The sequence below is a fragment of the Metabacillus sp. B2-18 genome, from assembly GCF_021117275.1.
Lineage (GTDB): Bacteria > Bacillota > Bacilli > Bacillales > Bacillaceae > Metabacillus.
This window is the reverse complement of record NZ_CP088245.1, coordinates 365,874-386,032: the sequence shown is the minus strand read 5'-3', so window position 1 is coordinate 386,032 and position 20,159 is coordinate 365,874. Positions and strand designations below refer to the sequence as shown.

Genomic DNA, 20,159 nt, shown 5'->3' with positions numbered 1-20,159 from the left:
ATTGTCTTCACCCTCCTTTTTAATTTATACGAACGAAAGGAAAACGAATGATAACAGTTGTTCCGTCCCCTTCAACACTCACAAACTCAATTGTTCCGTTATACTTCTCAACTATGTTAAAGCATATCATCAACCCTAATCCAGTACCCTTCGTTTTTAACGAATAAAAAGGTGTGCCGAGATTCTTAATTTCTGACTCAGACATACCTATCCCTCCATCAACAATCCTTATTTCAACTGAATTCTTTACCTTTTTGCCTACTACAGAAATCTTGGAACCATGACTGGAGGCTTCTATTGCATTTTTCATTAAATTGATTGTTAACTGTTTAAATTCTATTAAATTAATAGCAATATAACAGTTGTCTTCTACATGCAACTCAATTTTGTTATCATTCAAAAGGCCATAGGAATTTAGTAAATCAGCCACACTTTGAAGGGCATCCCTTACATCTATTTTCTCTAATTTAACCTCTTTGTCTGGTTTAGCTATCGTTAAAAAATGAGAAATAACATGCTCAGCAGCATCCAATTCATCAATCATTAAAGAAAAATTTCTCTTTACCTGTTCATCGAATGATTCCTCTTTTTTATACAACTGTAGAAACCCTTTTACAACGGTCAAAGGGTTTCTAATTTCATGGGCTACCGCAGCAGCAAGTTGACCCGCCGTCTTTAACCGTTCAGACTGCTGAACTTGCTCGTAATAGCCTTTTAATTGCTTAATTCTAAAATAGGAAATGTAAAAAAGTAGATAGAGAACTGCCTGTATACCAACAAAATTAATAACATTTCCTACAATATCAAGTTTTATATGAGGATATAATTTACCTTGATCAATAAAAATAATATAAGCAAATGTTGCTGATGTTAGCACTACATTTAAAAAAAGTGAGAAATAAAAAAGTCTTGCATCAAAAAATAAAATTGAGATTGCTGGAATTAAACAAATAAACACAAATGTTGACCAGGTTTCCGGGTATATGAAAAAGAGACCATAGAAATATGCAGAAGCTGTTAGCATGATCACCATTCTAAAATAGTGTGTTTCAAAGCTCGGGTAGAGTATCAAGCAAATTGAAAACATAGTAACAAGAATTATATGTAACAGTATCCCAGAGTTAAAAGTATCAAGATGAGTGTTTCCGACCATCAGCCCCGTAACCATAACTAGAATAATTATTAGAATTGAAATATAGTATAAAGTTTTATTGATATGTAATTTTAACTTCTTCATAAAAACACCTTTTTGATTATTTGACCTCATTAAGTATTTCCTTAAAGAGGTTAACTAACACATAATTTGATCGTCTAGTTAATTTTCACAAAGACGTTCAATACATTATTATATCCCTTGCTCCGTTAAAAGTTAATAATTAAATGAACGTACCTATTAAGGCACGTTCATTTAATTTATAGTAATGGAATATTGTTATCCTCACATTCTTTTATTATTTGTTCACTCCAAACAGAAGCTTGCACCTCGCCAATATGAACTTTTTTCAATAAGAACATACATAATCTTGATTGCCCAATTCCTCCTCCAATTGTAGAAGGAAGTTCTTCATTCAAGATGGCTTTATGATAGTCTAGTGATTTACGTTCTTCACAGTTAGATTCTTTTAATTGCTTTAAAAGTGCATGCCGATCAACTCTAATCCCCATAGAAGATACCTCAAACGCTCTTTCTAATACAGGATTCCAAAGGATAATGTCGCCATTTAAAGTCCAATCATCATAATCTGGTGATCTCCCATCATGCTTTTCACCTGAAGGCAAATCTCCACCAATGCCCATAATAAATACAGCCCCATATTTTCTAGCAATCTCATCCTCCCTTTCTTTCGGGGAGATTTGAGGATATAGTTGTTCAAGCTCCTGAGCTGTAATAAACGCAATATTGTTTGGTAGAGTCGGAGTAAGCTTTGGATATAAACCGAACATATATTGTTCAGTTATCTTAATTGATTCATAAATTTTTTGGACTTCTTCCTTTAATTTTTGTTCATTCCGCTGTCCCTCTGAGATTACTTTTTCCCAATCCCACTGATCAACGTATAGAGAATGAGTGTTATCCAAGGTTTCATCTCTTCTAATCGCATTCATATCCGTATATAAGCCTTCATCATTTTGAAAGCCATAGCGAGTTACTGCCATCCTTTTCCACTTTGCTAAAGATTGCACAATTTCAATGCTGCTGTCAGAATCTAAGGCATCAAAGGAAACGACACGTTCTATTCCATTTAAATTATCATTTATTCCATTTCCCGATTTAACCATGATCGGGGCAGAAACTTTCATGATATTTAACGATTGGGAAAGGTTCATAACAAAAAAATCCTTAAGCTTCCTTATTGCCTCTTCTGTTTCTACTAAACTTAGTAACGAACAATATCTCGATGAAGCATACGTTTTACTCATTAATAGGCCTCCAACATTTAAAAGAAACAGCGCTGTTCTTTGCTTTTTAATCCCTAGGGTAATAACTAATTTAAAGTATGAAAGTCCAGTATGATTGTGAACTAAATAATAGCCTATTTTAAGTGATACATGACCCAAAAAGGATGCCACGCATAGTAGCACCCCTTTATAAAAAATACCTTACTTCAATTGAAAATCACCGGATGATGTTCTTACCTTAAGCTCATATTCCCCGCTACCAATCTTCCCGTTAATACTATTCTCTGATTTGTCTTCATAACTGAAGCCTTCCAGCTCAATGATTCCATCTCCTGAGCTTCCCCTAAAGTCAACAGAAAGCGACTTAGGAGATTCATCAAAACCTATAATAACATCTCCACTTGATGCCACTGCATTTATATTACCAGTAACCTGTTTATTGTTCATCTCAATACTACCTGAAGAGGTTTCAGCTTCAACATGACCGTCAACGTTCCGGAGAATAATGTCTCCGCTGCTAGCTCCTACATCAAAAGCTTTTGCTGATGAATTTTTCACATTTATTGTTCCACTGCTTGCTTCCATTTTATTATTAGTGCTAACTGACATTTGATCAATCGTAATATCACCAGAGCTAGCTTCTGCACTAAATTCTTCAACCTTAAGCTGAGAAATGTCTATATCTCCTGAAGAGCTTTCAACAACTAAGGACTGGTAATCCTTTTCAGGTACTTCAATCTCTAAATTCAGTTCGATAAAGGAAAAACCAACATAGAAGTATAAATCCTGATTTTTCACATGAATGTTTACTTTATCTCCTTCTTCTGTAATAACCAGCTTATATTTATCTTTAAGCTTCTCACTAACTTTCCCAGTTAATTTTACTTCGATAGAATCTCCCTTTGAAGGAACCATTTTTATGTTTGTTGAAGATGTACCAACCTCTATTTGCTGAATTTCAGTCCCTTTTACCTCTTCCTGTTGAACAATCTCTCTCTTTTCAAGTGAAAATACATCGGTCGTAGCTGCCGTAACAACAGAACCTGCAATACCAACAACAATTAAGAAAAATGCAAACATCACCGCTTTTTTCATGCCGCTTTTACCCCTTTTCCTCCGTAAATTACTTTTTTATTAAAGTTCATATACTTAAGGAATGCTTTTAATAGGAACTTCCCTGTTTTCAACATGCCAATCCCTAGTAAAATACCTAATCCGCATGTAATCATAGATAAAAAGAAAACAATTGCAAGATCTTCAAGTCCATTAAATATAACTGATCCTATAATAGCTAAAGGTGAAATAATAAGTATGAATGATGCTGCAACTAAACCAATATATGCTCCAAAAATACCCAACGCAGGCCCTAAAACAAAAACCAGGTTTAAAAAGCCCATCATAATTGCCGTTAAAATGACATTTAATGTATTCGTTCCTTGTTTTTGATGATCCAATCTTGTTAACTTGTATTCCGAAAGCAAATCCCTAGCAATAGAATGTGGATCACCTAATTCATTGACAATCTCAGCCTCTGTTCTGCCATCCTCTAGGCCTACAGTAAAATGCTCTTCATAATCATAGAGCATCTCTTTTCGATCTACCTCTGGAACACTTGATAAAAGCTCCTCTAATTTCCTCATAAAGTTATTTTTCTTCACTTTTGGTACCCTCCAAAATAAATTCATTCACAGCATTTGAAAATTGAGTCCACTCTTCAATAAGAATATTCATATACCCCTTACCTTTATCAGTTAGTGAATAGTATTTTCTTGGAGGTCCCTCTGATGATTCGGCTAGATACGTTGTCACATATTCTTCTTTTGTTAATCTTCTTAATAAAGGGTATAGCGTTCCTTCTGCCACTTGAATTTTACTCGATATATTTTGAGCCAATTCATAACCGTATTGATCTTTTCTACAAATTAGAATTAACACACATAGCTCCAATGCTCCTTTTTTAAATTGCACATTCATTATATTCCTCCTAAGCAGTATAACCCGGTACTGAACATTATAAGGTAGTAGACATTATTCAATAACTACAATTAACATAATATACCATCCTAGTGAACAATGCAAGGTACTGGATAATATTATTTAACAAACGACATGATTCTACAAATTTCGGGTGGTGACAGGCACCACAAAAAAGGCAGACAACCCGCTATGGGTATCCACCTTAAAAACAAAACAGATTCTTATTTTAGCTCTAATAATGCTACACATTCCACATGAACTGTATGAGGAAATAGATCAACAGGTTGTACTATTTTTAACTCATAGTCAAATTGTTCAAGTTCTTTAATATCTGTCGCAAATGTATCAGGATTACAAGATACATACACAATTCTTTCTGGTTTAGAACGTCCAATTCTTCTCATGACTTTTCCGCCAGCACCTGATCTAGGAGGATCCAAAAGAAGCAGTTCAGGGCTACCAAACGTTTCTAATACTGAATCAATTCCTTTTCTAGCATCCTTAGCTAGAAAATACGTGTTAGATATCCCGTTATCACTTGCATTTCTTTTAGCTGATTCAATAGAACTCTCTACAATTTCAATACCCGCAAGCTTTCCGACTCTATTTGCAAATGGGAGCGAGAATGTCCCAACTCCACAGAAAAGGTCAATCATGCTTTCTGATTTTTTCGGTTGACCCATTTCAACTGCTAAATCAACTAATTTTTGAGCTTGAGTCGGATTTGTTTGGAAGAATGTATCAAACCAAAGACGAAAACGGTAGCCATCCATTTCATCATAAATGAAATCTCGTCCTGCTAATGTATGACTTTTTTCAGACTGTGTACGATCTGCCCATTGTGTATTTTCAAGCCATAACAAGCTTTTTACTTGTGGATACTTTGCCTCAATTCTCGAAACCAAATCTTCCACAGCCTTTTGAAGGGTATCATTTGGTCCTTCTGTTGCAAAAAGCCCTAGCATCATTTCTCCAGTTGCGAAAGATTGTCGAACCATTAAATGACGAAGCAATCCTTCGTGGGTATCTTTATTGTAGCCTTTTAATTGATAATCTTTTACCCAAACTGCTACTTCCATAGCAGCCTCGACCATTTCTTTACTTGCAATTAAGCATGATTCAAGCGAGATTACTTTACGGAAATTCCCTTGCTCATGTAACCCAAGAGAACCATCAGGAGCAAATGTAAACTCCATTTTATTGCGATAGTGCCAAGGCTGATCCATCCCAATTGTTTCTTTAACTAGCACAGGATTAAATCCTTGTTCCTCGATTGCATGTTTTACATGCTCAGTTTTTTGTTTTAATTGGGCTGTGTATTGCCAATGCTGCCACACACATCCACCACATTTATCAAAATGAGGACATGGTGGTGCCAATCTATCAGAATGAGCTTCTAAGATCTCCTCAGGTAGAACCTTTCTTCTTCTTCTTTCTGGTTGATCAACCGTTACACGTACCTTCTCCCCTGGAAGCGTTTGTGGAATAGTTAGTTTTAATTTCTTCGGATTACCAAGTTCGTTTTCCCGCCAAATAACAGCTTGTCCTGAACCCCTGTCATCTAAATGACGTATTTCAGCAATCATTGTTTCTGCTTTAGTCAAGGTAAAAATTTCCTCCCTTTATTTATTACTCTAGTTTTCTCTTAACCCTATTCAACTCGAAAACTGCTACCCAAATTCTGAGTAGCAGTTTGATTACACCGTTTCACATGTGAAACAAGAAAATTCGGGTGGTGACAGGCACCATTAAACTTGCTCTACATTCACTCGCTTAATAAACAACGAAATAACCAAACCAACAACTGATAAGATAATCGCAAATACAAAAGCGTCTTGGACACCTTCAGTGAAGGCAAGTACTTGGTTTAATGGATTTTGTTTATCTTCTACTGTTTCCATAAAGTTACTTGTTCCAGATGATAGGATTGAAATTGCAACAGCTGTTCCAATTGCTCCGGCTACTTGCTGTAGTGTGTTCATTATAGCCGTTCCATCTGGATAAAGCTCAGGTGGTAATTGATTTAATCCATTCGTCTGCGCAGGCATCATAACCATAGAAATTCCAACCATCATGACAATATGAAGTCCTATAATAAGGGATGAAGATGTTTCCATTGATATGGTAGAAAAACCAAACATTGAGCCTGTTACTATGGTCATTCCTATAATCGTTAGCCATTTAGGACCAAAACGATCAAATAGTCCTCCCATTACAGGTGATAATATTCCATTAATGATTCCACCAGGAAGTAATAGAAGACCAGCTGCAAACGTACTTAGAGCCAACGATGTTTGTAAATAAAGTGGCAATAAAATCATTGAAGAAAGAATGGCCATCATACATACAACAACCATTAGTAAGCCAACTGTAAACATCGGATATTTAAAAGCTCGTAAATTTAGAATAGGTTGCTTCATTGTTAATTGTCGAATAGTGAATAAGACTAAGGCTATTCCTCCAGCAACCATTGAAACTATAACAGTTGGACTTCCCCAACCGCCACCTTCTCCTGCATTACTAAATCCAAATACAATACCACCAAATCCTATAGTAGATAAGATAATTGATAAGATATCAATTTTAGGTTTGGTTGGCTTTGTTACATCCTGCATAAAAATAATACCATAAATAAGTGCTGCAATGAGTAATGGTAATGAAATCCAAAAGATCCAATGCCATGATAGTGTCTTAAGTATTAATCCTGAAATAGTAGGTCCTACCGCAGGAGCAAACATAATCACTAGCCCAATAATCCCCATAACTTTACCACGTTTATGCGGAGGGATAATTAATAAAATTGTATTAAACATTAATGGAAGCAGTAATGCTGTTCCTACCGCTTGAACAACTCGGGCAATCATCAGAACACTAAAGGTTGGGGCAACTGCCGCAATGAACGTACCAATTATAGAAGCAATAAGAGATGTAATAAACAACTGCCTCGTCGTAAACCATTGTAAAATAAGTCCTGAAACTGGAACCAAAATTCCAAGTGTAAGCAAATAACCTGTCGTTAACCACTGAGCAGTGGTTTCTTTAATACCAAAGCCTGTAATCAAATTATTCAATGCCATGTTTAAGGCTGTTTCACTAAACAAACCAATAAAACCAGCAACAACAAAAGAAATGATAATCGGAACAACTTTCAACTCACTCGTATCAGTTACTCCCTTACCATTTGCTTGTGCATTCATTTCCATATTTGTTTCCTCCTACTAGGTTTCTTTCTTCTCTCTTTATGACAACAATAACGGCAATTGTTTTCCAATTACACGTAGAGGGTCCCCATTTTTGTGCGTAGCAGATAGTGTGCAGGCTCCTTCAATCAATGCAGTTATTGTTAAGCCTAATTCTTCTGCTTTCTCTGTTTCCATACCATATGCTTTAAGCTTATTAACATACAAAGCTTGCCAATCCATAAAAGCAGCTTCACATGCTAACCGTAGATTTTCGTGTGTTGATGATATTTCTGAAGCAATAAGACCTATTGATAATCCTTCCATTGTTTTAGGGTGATCAAAAATAGACGCAATCTTATTAATATAAAATTGAAATGCTTCAGCAGCTGTTTCTCCCCCACTCAAATCTTCCTGTGCCCGCTCCAATATATCCCGTTTCATTTGATGAATAGCCTCCAAGGCAATTTCCTCTTTACCATTTGGAAAGTGATAATAGATGGAGCCTTTTGGTGCCCCGCTTTCCTCAATGATTTGATTCAATCCAGTTCCATGATAGCCTTGGCGCTGAAATAAGCATGTTGCTGTTTTAAGGATAATTTCCTTTGTACTCTCCTTTTTTGCCATTTTTACGTTTGCACCTCACAAAATTATAACAACCGGTCTAGATAATATTATTAGAGTAGCATTGGTAATGTCAAATCTTTTTGCTTATTTAGTTGAAATATAATTTGATAGGATAACTTAAACTCCTTTTAAAAGCTATCTACATTGAAAATGTCGTTCATAAGCTCGATGAACGACATTTCTTCTATCTTCTATTTCACTTTTGTCGTTCATAATCATCTGAATGACAAGCTCCCTATCAATTCCTCTACTCTCACCGCTCAAGTCCCACAATAAGTCCGGTAAGGCTGACCTGAAGGAGGCAGACTGCAGTATTTTTCCTGTTGAGTAGTGTGTGCAAAAGGTTTGGTAAGAGCATCTAATAATCTTTCCATTACAGTATAATCCCCATGTTTTACCGCAGCTTCCAGTGCTTCTTCCACACGATGGTTACGAGGAATTACTGCAGGATTATGATCCCTCATTAACTTTTGTGATTCTACTTTAGGTTCTTTTTGCTTACTTAATCTTTCATGCCAACGCTCTTTCCACTGTTCAAATTCAGAAGAACGGAAAAGCTCCATTCCGTCCAGTTTGTCGAACGTTAAAGCAACAAAGGTATTTGTATAATCCGCCTTATGCTTCTGCATTAAGGTAAGAAGGTCTTCAATTAATGTTTTATCGTCTTTTTCTTCAGAAAAAAGACCTAACTTAGCTCTCATTCCTCTAAGCCAATTTGTTTCATAAATGTCCATATATTTAGATATTTCTTCCTGAGCTATTTCAACTGCTTTATCTTGATCTTCATGAATTAGCGGGATAAGAGATTCGGCAAATCGTGCTAAATTCCATCCACCTATGAATGGTTGGTTACCATAGGCATAACGGCCCTGAACATCAATTGAGCTAAAAACAGTTTCAGGATCATACGTATCCATAAAGGCACAAGGACCATAATCAATCGTTTCTCCACTAACTGTCATATTATCAGTGTTCATTACTCCATGGATAAAACCAACAAGTTGCCACTTTGCAATTAATGAAGCTTGCCTTTGTATCATTTGTTGAAGCAATGAAAGATACCTGTTATCATCTCTTTCAATATCCGGATAATGTCGCTCTATTGTATAATCAGCGAGAGCTTGAAGCTCCTCATCTGTTCCCAATTGTGCAGCAAATTGGAACGTTCCAACACGAATATGACTTGCAGCAACACGAGTTAAAATGGCACCGGGAAGTTCTGTTTCTCGGAGAATATTCTCACCAGTTGTTATTACAGCTAAACTTCTCGTAGTCGGTATTCCTAAGGCATACATCGCTTCACTAATAATGTATTCTCGAAGCATTGGGCCAAGCGCAGCCCTTCCATCTCCACCTCGTGAATAAGGTGTTCTTCCTGAGCCTTTAAGTTGGATATCAACCCGCTCATCTTGAGGTGTTAATTGTTCCCCAAGCAGAACTGCACGACCATCTCCCAACATGTTTAAATGACCGAATTGATGTCCCGCATATGCTTGTGCTAGAGGTGTTGAACCTTCTGGAATTCGGTTACCTGCAAAAACCTCTACTTGTTCATGACTTCGTAACTCTTCGACATTCAGACCTAGCGATGATGCTAGCTGATCATTCTGTATGATTAACTCAGGATTGCTAACAGGAGTTGGCTTTTGTTCAGTAAAAAACTTTTTTGGCAGGCGCGCATAGCTATTGTCTATTTTCCAACCTGTTTTTAAGTCTTGTTCCTTTGTCATGTGATCTCCTTTTTACCTTATATATATTTTTCTTTTCGTTGTTCACACATATCCATATTGTCTGCTTTTATAGACGTTATTATCCTCAATGATCTCGGTTGATTATATAATTCAAAAAATGCTTTAGAAAAGGAATGTCTCGTGGTATTTTCTGTAGAACTTCGATTGCTTGACAGTAATGTTCCCACATCTTTTTTCTAGCTTCTTCTTGGCCCAAGATTGACACAAATGTTGAACTTTGATTTTCTCTATCTTTTCCAACTGTTTTTCCAAGCAGTGCAGGATCTCCTTCAAAGTCGAGTAAATCATCCTTAATCTGAAAAGCAATACCCGCATGATACGCATATTTCTTTAACACCTCTATTTCTGTCTCATCAGCATGTGCTAGGATCGCTGGCATAATAATAGATGCTTCGAATGCCATTCCAGTTTTATAAAAGCACATTAGATTTAATTGATCTAGAGATAACGGCTTGCCTTTCGATTCTAAGTCCATTGCCTGTCCCTTGCACATCTCGGCTGTCATATATGAGGAATATTGTATTAATTTCAGGACAGTATTTGGATCAAATTTTTTAAGTGATGCTTGTTCCCAGGTCGCTTTCTGGGTTAAAAAAAGACCGGTTAGTTCGGCAATAGCAGTATTATAAGCCTGATGCAGTGTTTGACGCCCCCTTCGAATCGATGCATTATCCTGTGATGGAAGATCGTCAAAGATTAAAGACGCTGTATGCATGTATTCTAATGATTTAAGTAATGGCATGATCACAGATTGATCTAAACCGTATACCTTAATTGCCATTACCCAAGTAACAATAGGCCTCAATCGCTTTCCATCACCTTCAAGACTATAGTTTGCAGCCTCAACAATGGAACTATTCACCTCTTCATCACTCTGAGAAACATGTAATGTATCATTTAGTTGATTACGAACAAATTTAATTGTTTCTAAAAATTCTTCCTGTTCATTCCGCTCATTTCTCATATTATTCAACATATGGTCGCGTAGCAGCTTATCAAAGAAATCTACATCATCTGCTTTTTTCACCATCTTCTGAATAAGCTGTGTAAAACTTGAAGAATCAGGTGAAAATAACTCCATCACTTCATTATATTTTTCAGTTCCCAATTTACTTTTATATCGTTTTAACCCATTTATTGCTCGATTAAGGATAACCTCGCGTGTTTTCGAATCTGATTTGTACACATTGTGAATCAAGTTTGATATAACCGTCCAATATAATTCAAACGGATTAATAAGGTCGGGACGTTGAACATGATATTTCAAATAATACGTATAAGGAGTAACAGCACCTGCCTCTAAGTCATCAAACATGTCAGCGAAATCATCAGCAAGCTGATTGTAAATTCCATAATAATATGTTCGATCATTGAAACCCTCGTCTTCAGAGGCACTAAGAACAGAACGAACAATTAATCGCGAAGATGCGGATTTTAGAATAACTGGAATATAAAGGTCTTCATTTGTGTAATCTGGGTTAGAAAGGTCCTTTACACGGTCCACTTCCTGTGATTGAAAAAATATATATGCTTGCTCCAAAAATGACTGCACATTTTCCGATTGCTGATTTCCTTTAATATATTCAAAGGCTTCTCGTAGTTCTGAATGAATATATTGTAGTAACCCTGCATTATTTCCGTCCCATTGCCCTAGTTCTGGCACAGAACCAGTGATAAGTGTTGTTCGTATCAAGTTTGAATATCTCTTCTTTTCCTCAAGCGATAAAAGATTTACATCAAGCAAATCATCAACAAAAGGATAAGTTAAACCATAACAATACCCTAAGCGAATGGCTTGATCGAGTTTCTGAGCACGTTCAGTAGGTTCAACCCCATCATCCATTTCTTCCACAACATGCATGACAACCCCTGCAATGATTTTTATTAACTTTCTCCGTGCTTGCTCAGGGTCAATTTCCTCAGGAATATTTGATGTTACTGTCTTTAACTTATTGACGAGCCAGATCATGGTCGTTTCAATGCTTTCCTTTTGAGCTATTCGGTATAATCCAGCCATGTTGAACGTATCTGTCTTATCTGTTTTTTTCGTTAGATGTTTTGTTAAACTTTTAACTACTCGGTTAACTCTTTCCTGTGTTTTAGTTGAACTTAAGTCTTTTCCTAGATCACGCAAAAAAAGGTAAGAAATGCTGCGTTCTAGGTAGGGAGTTAGCTTGCCTGTATATTTGAGCCATTGAATATAAATGTCATAATCCTGTGCCTCTGGCTTGTTATTTTTACGTGTAAAAACAGAGAATAGTGATTTTCGGTAAACATGGTTTTGCTTCCAGGTTTGAAAATCTTTTGTTAAAGCAGGAATATAGGTTTTGCGGGTGATTTGCTCATAAAGAGATTGGTAATAATCTAAAGCCTTTCGTTCCGCCTTCTGATAAGTTTTATCAGTATCAAACATTATTTTTTCATTCATGTATTCATTCCCTCAGTTTAAACTCATTTTCGATTCAGTTATTATCTATCATACTATCAGTATATTTAAATATAAGCTAAATGTATGATCTTTATGACCGTCGCACAGAGGTAAAAGGAACCCCAATTAAAAAAGCACCTCACTGCTAGCTCTTTTGCTACAATGAAGTGCTTTCTATTTTTATGCTACTTTTGAAATATCTATTTTCTTGCCTTCTTTACGCCATTCCTTGAATTCAGCAGCTGCTGTAAAAATGGCGTCAGTTGATGAGTTAAGAGCAGTTTCAAAAGAATCTTGTAAAACACCAATGATAAAGCCTACACCAACCACTTGCATCGCAATTTCTGCCGGAATTCCGAACAAACTACATGCAAGAGGAATGAGTAATAGAGATCCACCAGCAACTCCGGACGCTCCACAAGCACATACAGCTGACAATACACTAAGAATTAAGGCTGTAGCAAAATCTACTTCAATACCTAAAGTATGAACTGCCGCTAATGTTAATACGGAAATTGTTACTGCTGCCCCAGCCATATTGATTGTTGCTCCTAGTGGGATCGATACTGAATAACTATCCTTATTTAAGCCAAGGTTTTCACACAATTTCATATTAACAGGGATATTTGCTGCAGAACTACGAGTAAAGAAAGCTGTAATTCCACTTTCCTTTATACATTTCAAAACTAGTGGATACGGATTTTGTCTTATAGCTAAAAACACAATAATTGGATTAACAACTAATGCAACAAAAGCCATACATCCTAGTAAAACAGCAAGTAATTTTCCATAGCTTAATAATGAGTCAATTCCATTTGTTGAAATTGATTCAAATACTAGACCCATGATACCTAACGGAGCGAACTTAATCACCCAAGTTACAATTTTAGATACTGCCTCAGAGAAGTTAGAGATCATTGTTTTTGTCGTTTCAGGTGCACTTCTTAATGCTAAACCGACTAGAATAGCCCACGTTAAGATCCCAATATAGTTTGAATTGGCAATAGCATTAACCGGATTATCCACTATGTTTAAAAGCAACGTTTTAAGAACTTCTGACACACCACCTGGAGCTGTGAAACCCTCAGGACTATTCGCTAGTGTTAAGCCGACCGGGAAGATGAAACTTGCAATAACTGCCACTAATCCTGCTAAAAACGTTCCAACAAGATACAGTACTACGATCGATTTCATATTTGTTTGCTGACCACTTTTATGCTGAGTGATCGCAGACATAACTAAGAAAAGAACTAAAACAGGTGCGATCGCCTTTAAAGCACCTACAAATAAAGAACCTAAAATAACAACAGGCTGTGCTACATCTGGAATTGTAACAGCCAAGATAATTCCAATGAGTAAGACGACAATGATTTGTTTAACTAGACTCAACCGATTCCAGTTTTCCAATAAATTTTTCACAATAATCCCCCACTATAAAATTGAAAATCCTTTTAAAATCTATTACCTTGTTATTCTTAAAATGGACTTCCAGAAATATATTCCACTGCACAAAGACAACTGTCTTTTCGATAAGTAGTATTATAGTGAGTTTTTTGATATATTACAATACTTTTTGTTTAATTTTAAAAAGTCTTAAATATTTAAATATTCTAATTATTATACACGTTATATAATTACTCATTTTATTAATTTATGTAAGCGATTAATATATGAGGAAAGTATTCATAGTAACAAAAAAGCACCTGCAAATATGCAAGTACCTTTATGAAGATCTTTTTTGTTGTTAGATCCAATAATGGGCTTCATTACTCTTATGAAGACCATTCCCAACACATTCGCACCCAATAATGGTCTTCATCTCTCTCATGAAGACCATCTCCACCACTTTCGCACTCAATAATGGTCTTCATCTCTCTCATGAAGACCATCTCCACCACTTTCGCACTCAATAATGGTCTTCATCTCTCTCATGAAGACCATCTCCACCACTTTCGCACTCAATAATGGTCTTCATCTCTCACCACTTTCGCACTCAATAATGGTCTTCATCTCTCTCATGAAGACCATCTTCGCCACTTTCGCACTCAATAATAGTCTTCATCTCCCCTCTGAAGACCATCTTCGCCACTGTTGAACTCAATGATAGCCTTCATCTCTTCTCACCCTGTCATTAAAACATCATATCTTAAATCGATTCAGTAACTCTCTTAATTCTTCGCCAAATTGGGCTGTCTTTTCAATAGAAGTCGTAATATCTTGAATAGATAGTAGCTGTTCTTCTGAAGAAGCAGCAACTTCGCGAATATAGTTTGATGACTCCATTGATTTCTGAGAATTGTCTTTAATAACATGTTCCACATCTTTAACTTTCGAAAGCAGATTTTCAATTTCAATGAAAATCTTGTCAACTTCATATGAACTCTCTTCAGAGGATTGATGCACAAGCTGTAAGCGGTCATTTACTCCTTCTAACTTTTGCATTCCTGTTCCAAACTGATCTGTACTCGATTCTATTTGCACAACAGCATGTGAAGTTTCAGCTAATATTTCATTTACTAACTCAGAAATTTGATTAGCTGATTGAGCAGATTGCTCTGCTAGTTTTTTCACTTCATTTGCCACAACTGCGAAGCCTTTTCCATGTTCACCTGCTCTAGCAGCCTCGATTGAAGCATTTAGGGCGAGTAAATTGGTTTGGGCTGTAATATCAGTAATCATCTCAACAATATTGCCAATTTCAGAAGATCTGTTACCTAACTTCTTGACAATCATAGATGAACTTTGAACAGACTTTTGAATATCAGTCATCTGATGCATCAATGTTTTTATTTGTTCATTTGCCTCCTCAACTTCTTTATATGCATTCTTTGTTTTAACTGAAACAACAGAAGAGTGGTCTTTAATGTCTGACACACCTTTTGTGATATCATTTATAGATTCCAGATTCTTTTTGTTTCCTCTTTCTTGTTCGGTAGAAAGCTCTGCTGCTTGTTGCACATTTTCTGTAACAATACCAGTTGTTTGCACCATCTCTTCCGCGCTCTCTGATAAAATGAGCGTACTTTCTGAAACAACTTTGCCCTTGTTAAGAATTCCACCCATTAAATCTTGTAAACTATCTAATAATGCATTAAAGTTAGTTGCTAATTTACCTACTTCATCTCTTCTATTTATATTTAATCTTTGCGTTAAGTCTCCCTCATTATTAGCAAGCTCTTCAATTTTCTCATTAACCTCTTTTATCGGCTTTAACGAATTATTATTAATAAAATAATTAATAACAGCACTTATTAAGATAAAAATAACAGTAATAGCAATGAAATAATTCAACAGTGACTGCGCATCAGCGTAAGCTTCTTTTGTTGGTACTGAAATCATGATCCCCCAGTCCATTTCTGATGCCTTACTGTAGAAAACCAAACTGTTTTCACCGTTAATATCAGTCTCGATTACACCAGTTTCACCATTCATACTTGTATCAACTAACTTGTCCAAGTCACTATTTTTATAGTCTGCCATTTTTTTATTAAGAACATCTTCTTTATTTTGCCCCGCAACAATCGTTCCATCCTTTGTGAAAATCGTGACATATCCACTTTCACCTAAAGACACGTTCGAAATAATATTCATTAAACTTTCAATTTGATGGCCACCCGAAGCAACCCCAACAACCTTTCCGTCATTTCCGTATATTGGTGATGATGATAAAACAATTGGAGCTCCATTTAAGCTCGGTGTTTGAGATGGAACTGGATTATAAGTTTTTGTAAGCTCACTCATTCCACCTTTATAATGTTCATAATCTGAAACAGGGATTTTCGCTCCTCCAAGATAAAGAAATCCTGCAGCATCCATAAAGGCAAATGCATCTGGATTATCCAATCTTTCTGCGATTCTAGTACCTAGCGAGTCAGCTTCTTCCACATTTCCCACTTTTAATCCACCTGCTTCGGCTATGTACTGCATCGTTTCCTGCTTCCCTTTAATCCAAATATCAATATTTGCTTTAACTGACTCAAGCTGACTATATGCTTGGTCTTCAAATCTATCATAAATGATATCCTTTGCCTTCATATAGCCAAATACCGAGATGCTAATCATTGAAATTGTAATTAACACACTAATAACGATTGTATTTTTTATTGCTAATCTCACAGATGTACTCTCCTAGTCTTCATAATTTATAAGTAAGCTCATATAAATCTATTTATTATATCGGATAATTAACCTGCTATTTTAATATATTGTATACATACTAGAGATAATATTTTTCACTGCTTAGTGGCATACCTATATATTTTCCCGATAATTACCAACAAATAAAAAAGAGGTGAGAAACGTTATCACTTTTTTCTTTTTTGTTAGAAAATGCTTCAATATATAGTATAATAAGCAGTAGACAAAGTGTCGGAGGGGATCTTGATGATTGAAGTAATTACCTATGCAGAGTGTGTTCTACGATTAAACATAAAAGAAAATTATGAACAATTGGTAACAAACATGTTGATGAATCTTTCAAACGAAATTATCACAGAAAAAATTGTCTCCATTTCTGATCCACAGATAAATCGAAAAATCAAGCTCTTGAAACAAATGTACTAGCAAAGTTCTGTTTATACATTCCAGAGGATCATCAAAATAAAAATGTTGAAGAATATGTAAACGCTATTCTACCATTCTTAAAGCGATATTTACCAAAATGCAATGATATTACAAGCACAAAAATTGTACAGATGAAACGAATCCTCCAAACATAAAAGGAGGAAAGGCCTTAAATTCCTTTCCTCCTTTATTATGTTCTTTTACATTAGCTTTTCATTGTATAAGTTTCGATATTTCTTCGGGGTTATTCCTTCTACTCTTCTAAACGTTGCCACAAAATGACTAACATCGTTAAAACCAATTGAACTGGCAATTTCCTTTAGTGACTGTTCTGAATTAGATACTAATTTCTTCTTTGCTTCACGAATTCTAAGGTTAATAAGAAAAGAATATGGGCTTGTACCGAATGTACTCCTAAATAAAGCACTTAAATTTTGCGGACTCATATTTGCTTTTTTAGCCATCTCATTAAGCCCGATATTTTCTTGATAAACATGCTCTAACCACTCAACAACCGGCCTTACCTTATCATAATTATTTGATAATGATTGTTGATTCTTAAGTTTTCCATATTTCTTTAGCATAATAATAAAACTATATAAATCACTTGATAGATCCAGCTTCGAAAATTCTGTATCTCTTTCGACATTTTTTAATATCCCTTCAACCTGTTTAGAAAACGGTAATTCTTTTGATTCTGAATATAACGCATTAAAATTTATGTCCAAAGAATTTAATATAGACTCAGCTGAAGCGCCTCCAAATGTTATATATAAAGTTGACCACTCTGTGTGCGTGGAGTAATAAGAATGAGGAGTGAAAGGTGTTAATAAAATGCCTCTTCCGGGTGTCAATAAATGTCTTTCCCCTAAAAATGAAAAAGTCCCTTCCCCTCTTACTGTTTGCAACCAATGAAAATATGGATATCCTTCTGGTCGAGCAAAATCTTCTTCTTGTGGATTATAGCCAATACTCTCAATAAATAAAGGTAATGATTTGTCAAAGGAAGAGAATGTATAGCGTATTTTACCTTGCTTCATAATAGCCCCTCCCAAAAGTAACCGATTACAAAATAAACAAAAAGCAAGAACTAATAGGAAGCTTAGTTCATAGAAGTTCTTACTTTTTAATAATCTCTAATTATTTTTCTTTAAAACATAAACACCATATGGTTTAATTTCAAAAGTTGTATTTATATATTTTTGTGTTAGTAAATCATAATATTTATGATCATCTACTAAAGTAAGCTTTTTAACTGTATTGTTAAAATTCATAACAAAAATATAAGCTTCGCTTCCATCCGTTCGCACTTGTACACTTACACCATTTGGAAGATCTTCACCGACTATTGAATTTATTCCTAGTTGATCTACTAACTTCCCGTAGAATGCATCATAAAAATCACTTTGATTTCTTGATGCCAGATAGTAAGCTTGACCGTTACCAAATTGATTCACTGTAACAGCTGGTGTATCAACATAAAAGTCATGCTCATATTCAGCTAAAACTTGAGCCCCTTCCGTATGAATCACTTCACAGTAATCTTTAGCTCGATAGGTACCATGTAAACCAAGAGTGTTATCAGAAAAGAATGTAATTTCATTATAATCATTTTCGTATAGTGTATCAATTTCTTCAGACCAGATCCCAAGTACATTTCTAAGAGGACCTGGGAAGCCACCTAAGAAACAAAGATCGTTTTCATTGACTATGCCACTCCAGTACGTTGCTACAAATATCCCACCATTTGATACAAATTCTTCAATTCGTTCTGCAACACCTGGCTTAACCATGTATAACATTGGGGCGATTAATAGTTTATACTGAGAAAAATCTTTATCCATCGAGATCACATCTACAGGTATCCCCTTTTTCCAGAAGGATTGGTAATGAGATTGACAAGTTTTAATATATTTTTTGCTCGCTTTTCTTAAAGCCTGCGCATCATCTATAGCCCATTGATTTTCCCAATCAAAAACAATTGCTACCTCCGACTTTACAGATGTTCCTACCACTTCTTGTATTCGAGATAAATGATCTCCTAGCTCAGCTACTTCACGGAATACTCGATTATTCTCATTTCCAAGGTGGTCTACAACCGCTCCATGAAATTTTTCAGATCCACCTCGACCTTTTCTCCATTGAAAATATAAAATGGAGTCTGCACCATGAGCAACTGATTGCAAAGATGATAACAAATGCATGCCAGGTCGCTTAGCTTTGTTCACCTCATGCCAATTCACTAAACTTGGCGTAGATTCCATAATTAGAAATGGCTTTCCATTTTTCAAAGAACGAAAAATATCATGAACAAAACCAACGTCTGCTGCAAGCTCCCATGTTTCTTGATAATCTCCATGCCAAGCAGGGTAACTATCCCATGTAACAACATCAACTTCTTTTGCAAATTTATTATAATCCAAACCGAGATATGGCCCCATATCCGGATAATTCCCCATAAAGTTAGTAGTAACTAAAATATTGGGAGTGATCTCTCTTAGTGGTATAATTTCATTTTTGTAAAAATCAATCGTTTGATCAGTGACAAACCGTTTCCAGTCTAAATTGTGTCCATGTACTTGATTTTCTCCATGCGGAGCAGGTGACTCAATTTGTGACCAATCATTAAAAGCATGACTCCAAAAGCCTGCCCACCATGCATGATTTAGTTCATCTAAATCATGATTATACTGTTTCTTAAGCCAATCTCTAAATGCCTCCTGACACATATCACAGTGACACTCCCCACCATACTCATTGGATACATGCCACATCACAAGGGCAGGATGATCTTTATACCTCTCCGCTAATAGTCTATTTAATTGCTGTGTTTTCTCTCTGTAAACGGGTGATGTTATACAATGATTATGCCTTAACCCATGTAAATTTCGCTTGCGATTTTTTTCAACACGCAACACTTCTGGATACTGCTGTGACAACCAGGCTGGTCGTGCTCCACTAGGAGTTGCCAATATTACATTGGAGCCTCGCTCTGCCAAATCATTCATAATTCGATCAAGCCATACAAAGTTATAGACACCTTCTTCTGGTTCGATAGCACTCCATCCAAAAATATTTAAAGAAAAAGTATTACAATTTGCAAGTTTCATTAATCGATAGTCTTCCTGAATGATTTCAGGATATCGCAGCCATTGATCAGGATTATAATCACCACCATGCATAAAACCTTTTACTCGCTCATGGATGGTTGGATATCTATTTACCATATTAAGT

General features: G+C 35.8%; 15 protein-coding genes. 1 reads left to right on the top strand and 14 read right to left on the bottom strand.

Annotated features, from left to right (window positions below):
- Positions 1-19: 19 nt before the first annotated feature.
- The 12 genes from LPC09_RS01975 to LPC09_RS01920 all read right to left on the bottom strand — a co-directional run bounded on the left by LPC09_RS01975 (position 20) and on the right by LPC09_RS01920 (position 16,478).
- Positions 20-1,024 carry a sensor histidine kinase gene (locus LPC09_RS01975; protein ID WP_231308864.1) on the bottom strand — a complete coding sequence of 335 codons (1,005 nt, stop codon included), beginning with the start codon at positions 1,022-1,024 and terminating at the stop codon, positions 20-22.
- Between the two features lie 389 nt (positions 1,025-1,413).
- Positions 1,414-2,421 (bottom strand): aspartate--ammonia ligase, encoded by a 1,008-nt coding sequence (gene asnA / locus LPC09_RS01970; RefSeq protein WP_098797720.1) that lies wholly within the window; start codon positions 2,419-2,421, stop codon positions 1,414-1,416.
- 180 nt (positions 2,422-2,601) lie between these two features.
- Entirely contained in the window at positions 2,602-3,495 is an 894-nt protein-coding gene (locus LPC09_RS01965; RefSeq protein ID WP_098797658.1) for a DUF4097 family beta strand repeat-containing protein, read from the bottom strand.
- A complete protein-coding gene (locus LPC09_RS01960; protein ID WP_176551099.1) occupies positions 3,492-4,058 on the bottom strand; it encodes an HAAS signaling domain-containing protein in 567 nt (188 codons plus the stop codon). Before LPC09_RS01960 ends, LPC09_RS01965 begins: the two co-directional genes overlap by 4 nt.
- On the bottom strand, positions 4,045-4,374 hold the full coding sequence (locus tag LPC09_RS01955) for a PadR family transcriptional regulator (protein WP_098797660.1): 330 nt from the start codon (positions 4,372-4,374) through the stop codon (positions 4,045-4,047). Before LPC09_RS01955 ends, LPC09_RS01960 begins: the two co-directional genes overlap by 14 nt.
- A 224-nt stretch (positions 4,375-4,598) precedes the next feature.
- Positions 4,599-5,963: a 23S rRNA (uracil(1939)-C(5))-methyltransferase RlmD gene (gene rlmD / locus LPC09_RS01950; RefSeq protein ID WP_231309713.1), complete on the bottom strand. Its 1,365-nt coding sequence runs from the start codon at positions 5,961-5,963 to the stop codon at positions 4,599-4,601.
- A gap of 162 nt (positions 5,964-6,125) precedes the next feature.
- A complete protein-coding gene (locus tag LPC09_RS01945) occupies positions 6,126-7,574 on the bottom strand; it encodes a DHA2 family efflux MFS transporter permease subunit (protein WP_231309712.1) in 1,449 nt (482 codons plus the stop codon).
- A gap of 42 nt (positions 7,575-7,616) precedes the next feature.
- Complete coding sequence (locus LPC09_RS01940) at positions 7,617-8,183, bottom strand: TetR/AcrR family transcriptional regulator (RefSeq protein ID WP_231308863.1); 567 nt, start codon at positions 8,181-8,183, stop codon at positions 7,617-7,619.
- 260 nt (positions 8,184-8,443) lie between these two features.
- Positions 8,444-9,913: a protein adenylyltransferase SelO gene (locus LPC09_RS01935; protein ID WP_231308862.1), complete on the bottom strand. Its 1,470-nt coding sequence runs from the start codon at positions 9,911-9,913 to the stop codon at positions 8,444-8,446.
- Between the two features lie 85 nt (positions 9,914-9,998).
- Positions 9,999-12,362, bottom strand: a complete 2,364-nt coding sequence (locus tag LPC09_RS01930; RefSeq protein WP_231308861.1) for a polyprenyl synthetase family protein — start codon at positions 12,360-12,362, stop codon at positions 9,999-10,001.
- 180 nt (positions 12,363-12,542) lie between these two features.
- Positions 12,543-13,781 (bottom strand): serine/threonine transporter SstT, encoded by a 1,239-nt coding sequence (gene sstT, locus LPC09_RS01925; RefSeq protein WP_231308860.1) that lies wholly within the window; start codon positions 13,779-13,781, stop codon positions 12,543-12,545.
- Between the two features lie 720 nt (positions 13,782-14,501).
- Positions 14,502-16,478 carry a methyl-accepting chemotaxis protein gene (locus LPC09_RS01920; RefSeq protein ID WP_231308859.1) on the bottom strand — a complete coding sequence of 659 codons (1,977 nt, stop codon included), beginning with the start codon at positions 16,476-16,478 and terminating at the stop codon, positions 14,502-14,504.
- A gap of 267 nt (positions 16,479-16,745) precedes the next feature.
- On the opposite strand from LPC09_RS01920, the gene LPC09_RS01915 reads away from it, so the two are divergent.
- Complete coding sequence (locus tag LPC09_RS01915; RefSeq protein WP_231308858.1) at positions 16,746-16,925, top strand: hypothetical protein; 180 nt, start codon at positions 16,746-16,748, stop codon at positions 16,923-16,925.
- A 200-nt stretch (positions 16,926-17,125) separates the two neighbouring features.
- On the opposite strand, the gene LPC09_RS01910 is transcribed toward LPC09_RS01915, so the two are convergent.
- Entirely contained in the window at positions 17,126-17,965 is an 840-nt protein-coding gene (locus tag LPC09_RS01910) for an AraC family transcriptional regulator (protein ID WP_098797668.1), read from the bottom strand.
- Positions 17,966-18,061: 96 nt separating this feature from the next.
- Positions 18,062-20,152 (bottom strand): beta-galactosidase, encoded by a 2,091-nt coding sequence (locus LPC09_RS01905; protein ID WP_231308857.1) that lies wholly within the window; start codon positions 20,150-20,152, stop codon positions 18,062-18,064.
- Positions 20,153-20,159 lie beyond the last annotated feature (7 nt).

What these genes read in the sequence shown, in the direction of transcription:
- LPC09_RS01975 (WP_231308864.1), bottom strand. Translation starts at nt 1,024, where the DNA reads ATGCTAACAGCTTCTGCATATTTCTATGGTCTCTTTTTCATATACCCG.
- asnA (WP_098797720.1), bottom strand. Translation starts at nt 2,421, where the DNA reads ATGAGTAAAACGTATGCTTCATCGAGATATTGTTCGTTACTAAGTTTA.
- LPC09_RS01965 (WP_098797658.1), bottom strand. Translation starts at nt 3,495, where the DNA reads ATGAAAAAAGCGGTGATGTTTGCATTTTTCTTAATTGTTGTTGGTATT.
- LPC09_RS01955 (WP_098797660.1), bottom strand. Translation starts at nt 4,374, where the DNA reads ATGAATGTGCAATTTAAAAAAGGAGCATTGGAGCTATGTGTGTTAATT.
- rlmD (WP_231309713.1), bottom strand. Translation starts at nt 5,963, where the DNA reads ATGATTGCTGAAATACGTCATTTAGATGACAGGGGTTCAGGACAAGCT.
- LPC09_RS01945 (WP_231309712.1), bottom strand. Translation starts at nt 7,574, where the DNA reads ATGAATGCACAAGCAAATGGTAAGGGAGTAACTGATACGAGTGAGTTG.
- LPC09_RS01940 (WP_231308863.1), bottom strand. Translation starts at nt 8,183, where the DNA reads ATGGCAAAAAAGGAGAGTACAAAGGAAATTATCCTTAAAACAGCAACA.
- LPC09_RS01935 (WP_231308862.1), bottom strand. Translation starts at nt 9,913, where the DNA reads ATGACAAAGGAACAAGACTTAAAAACAGGTTGGAAAATAGACAATAGC.
- LPC09_RS01930 (WP_231308861.1), bottom strand. Translation starts at nt 12,362, where the DNA reads ATGAATGAAAAAATAATGTTTGATACTGATAAAACTTATCAGAAGGCG.
- LPC09_RS01915 (WP_231308858.1), top strand. Translation starts at nt 16,746, where the DNA reads ATGATTGAAGTAATTACCTATGCAGAGTGTGTTCTACGATTAAACATA.
- LPC09_RS01910 (WP_098797668.1), bottom strand. Translation starts at nt 17,965, where the DNA reads ATGAAGCAAGGTAAAATACGCTATACATTCTCTTCCTTTGACAAATCA.
- LPC09_RS01905 (WP_231308857.1), bottom strand. Translation starts at nt 20,152, where the DNA reads ATGGTAAATAGATATCCAACCATCCATGAGCGAGTAAAAGGTTTTATG.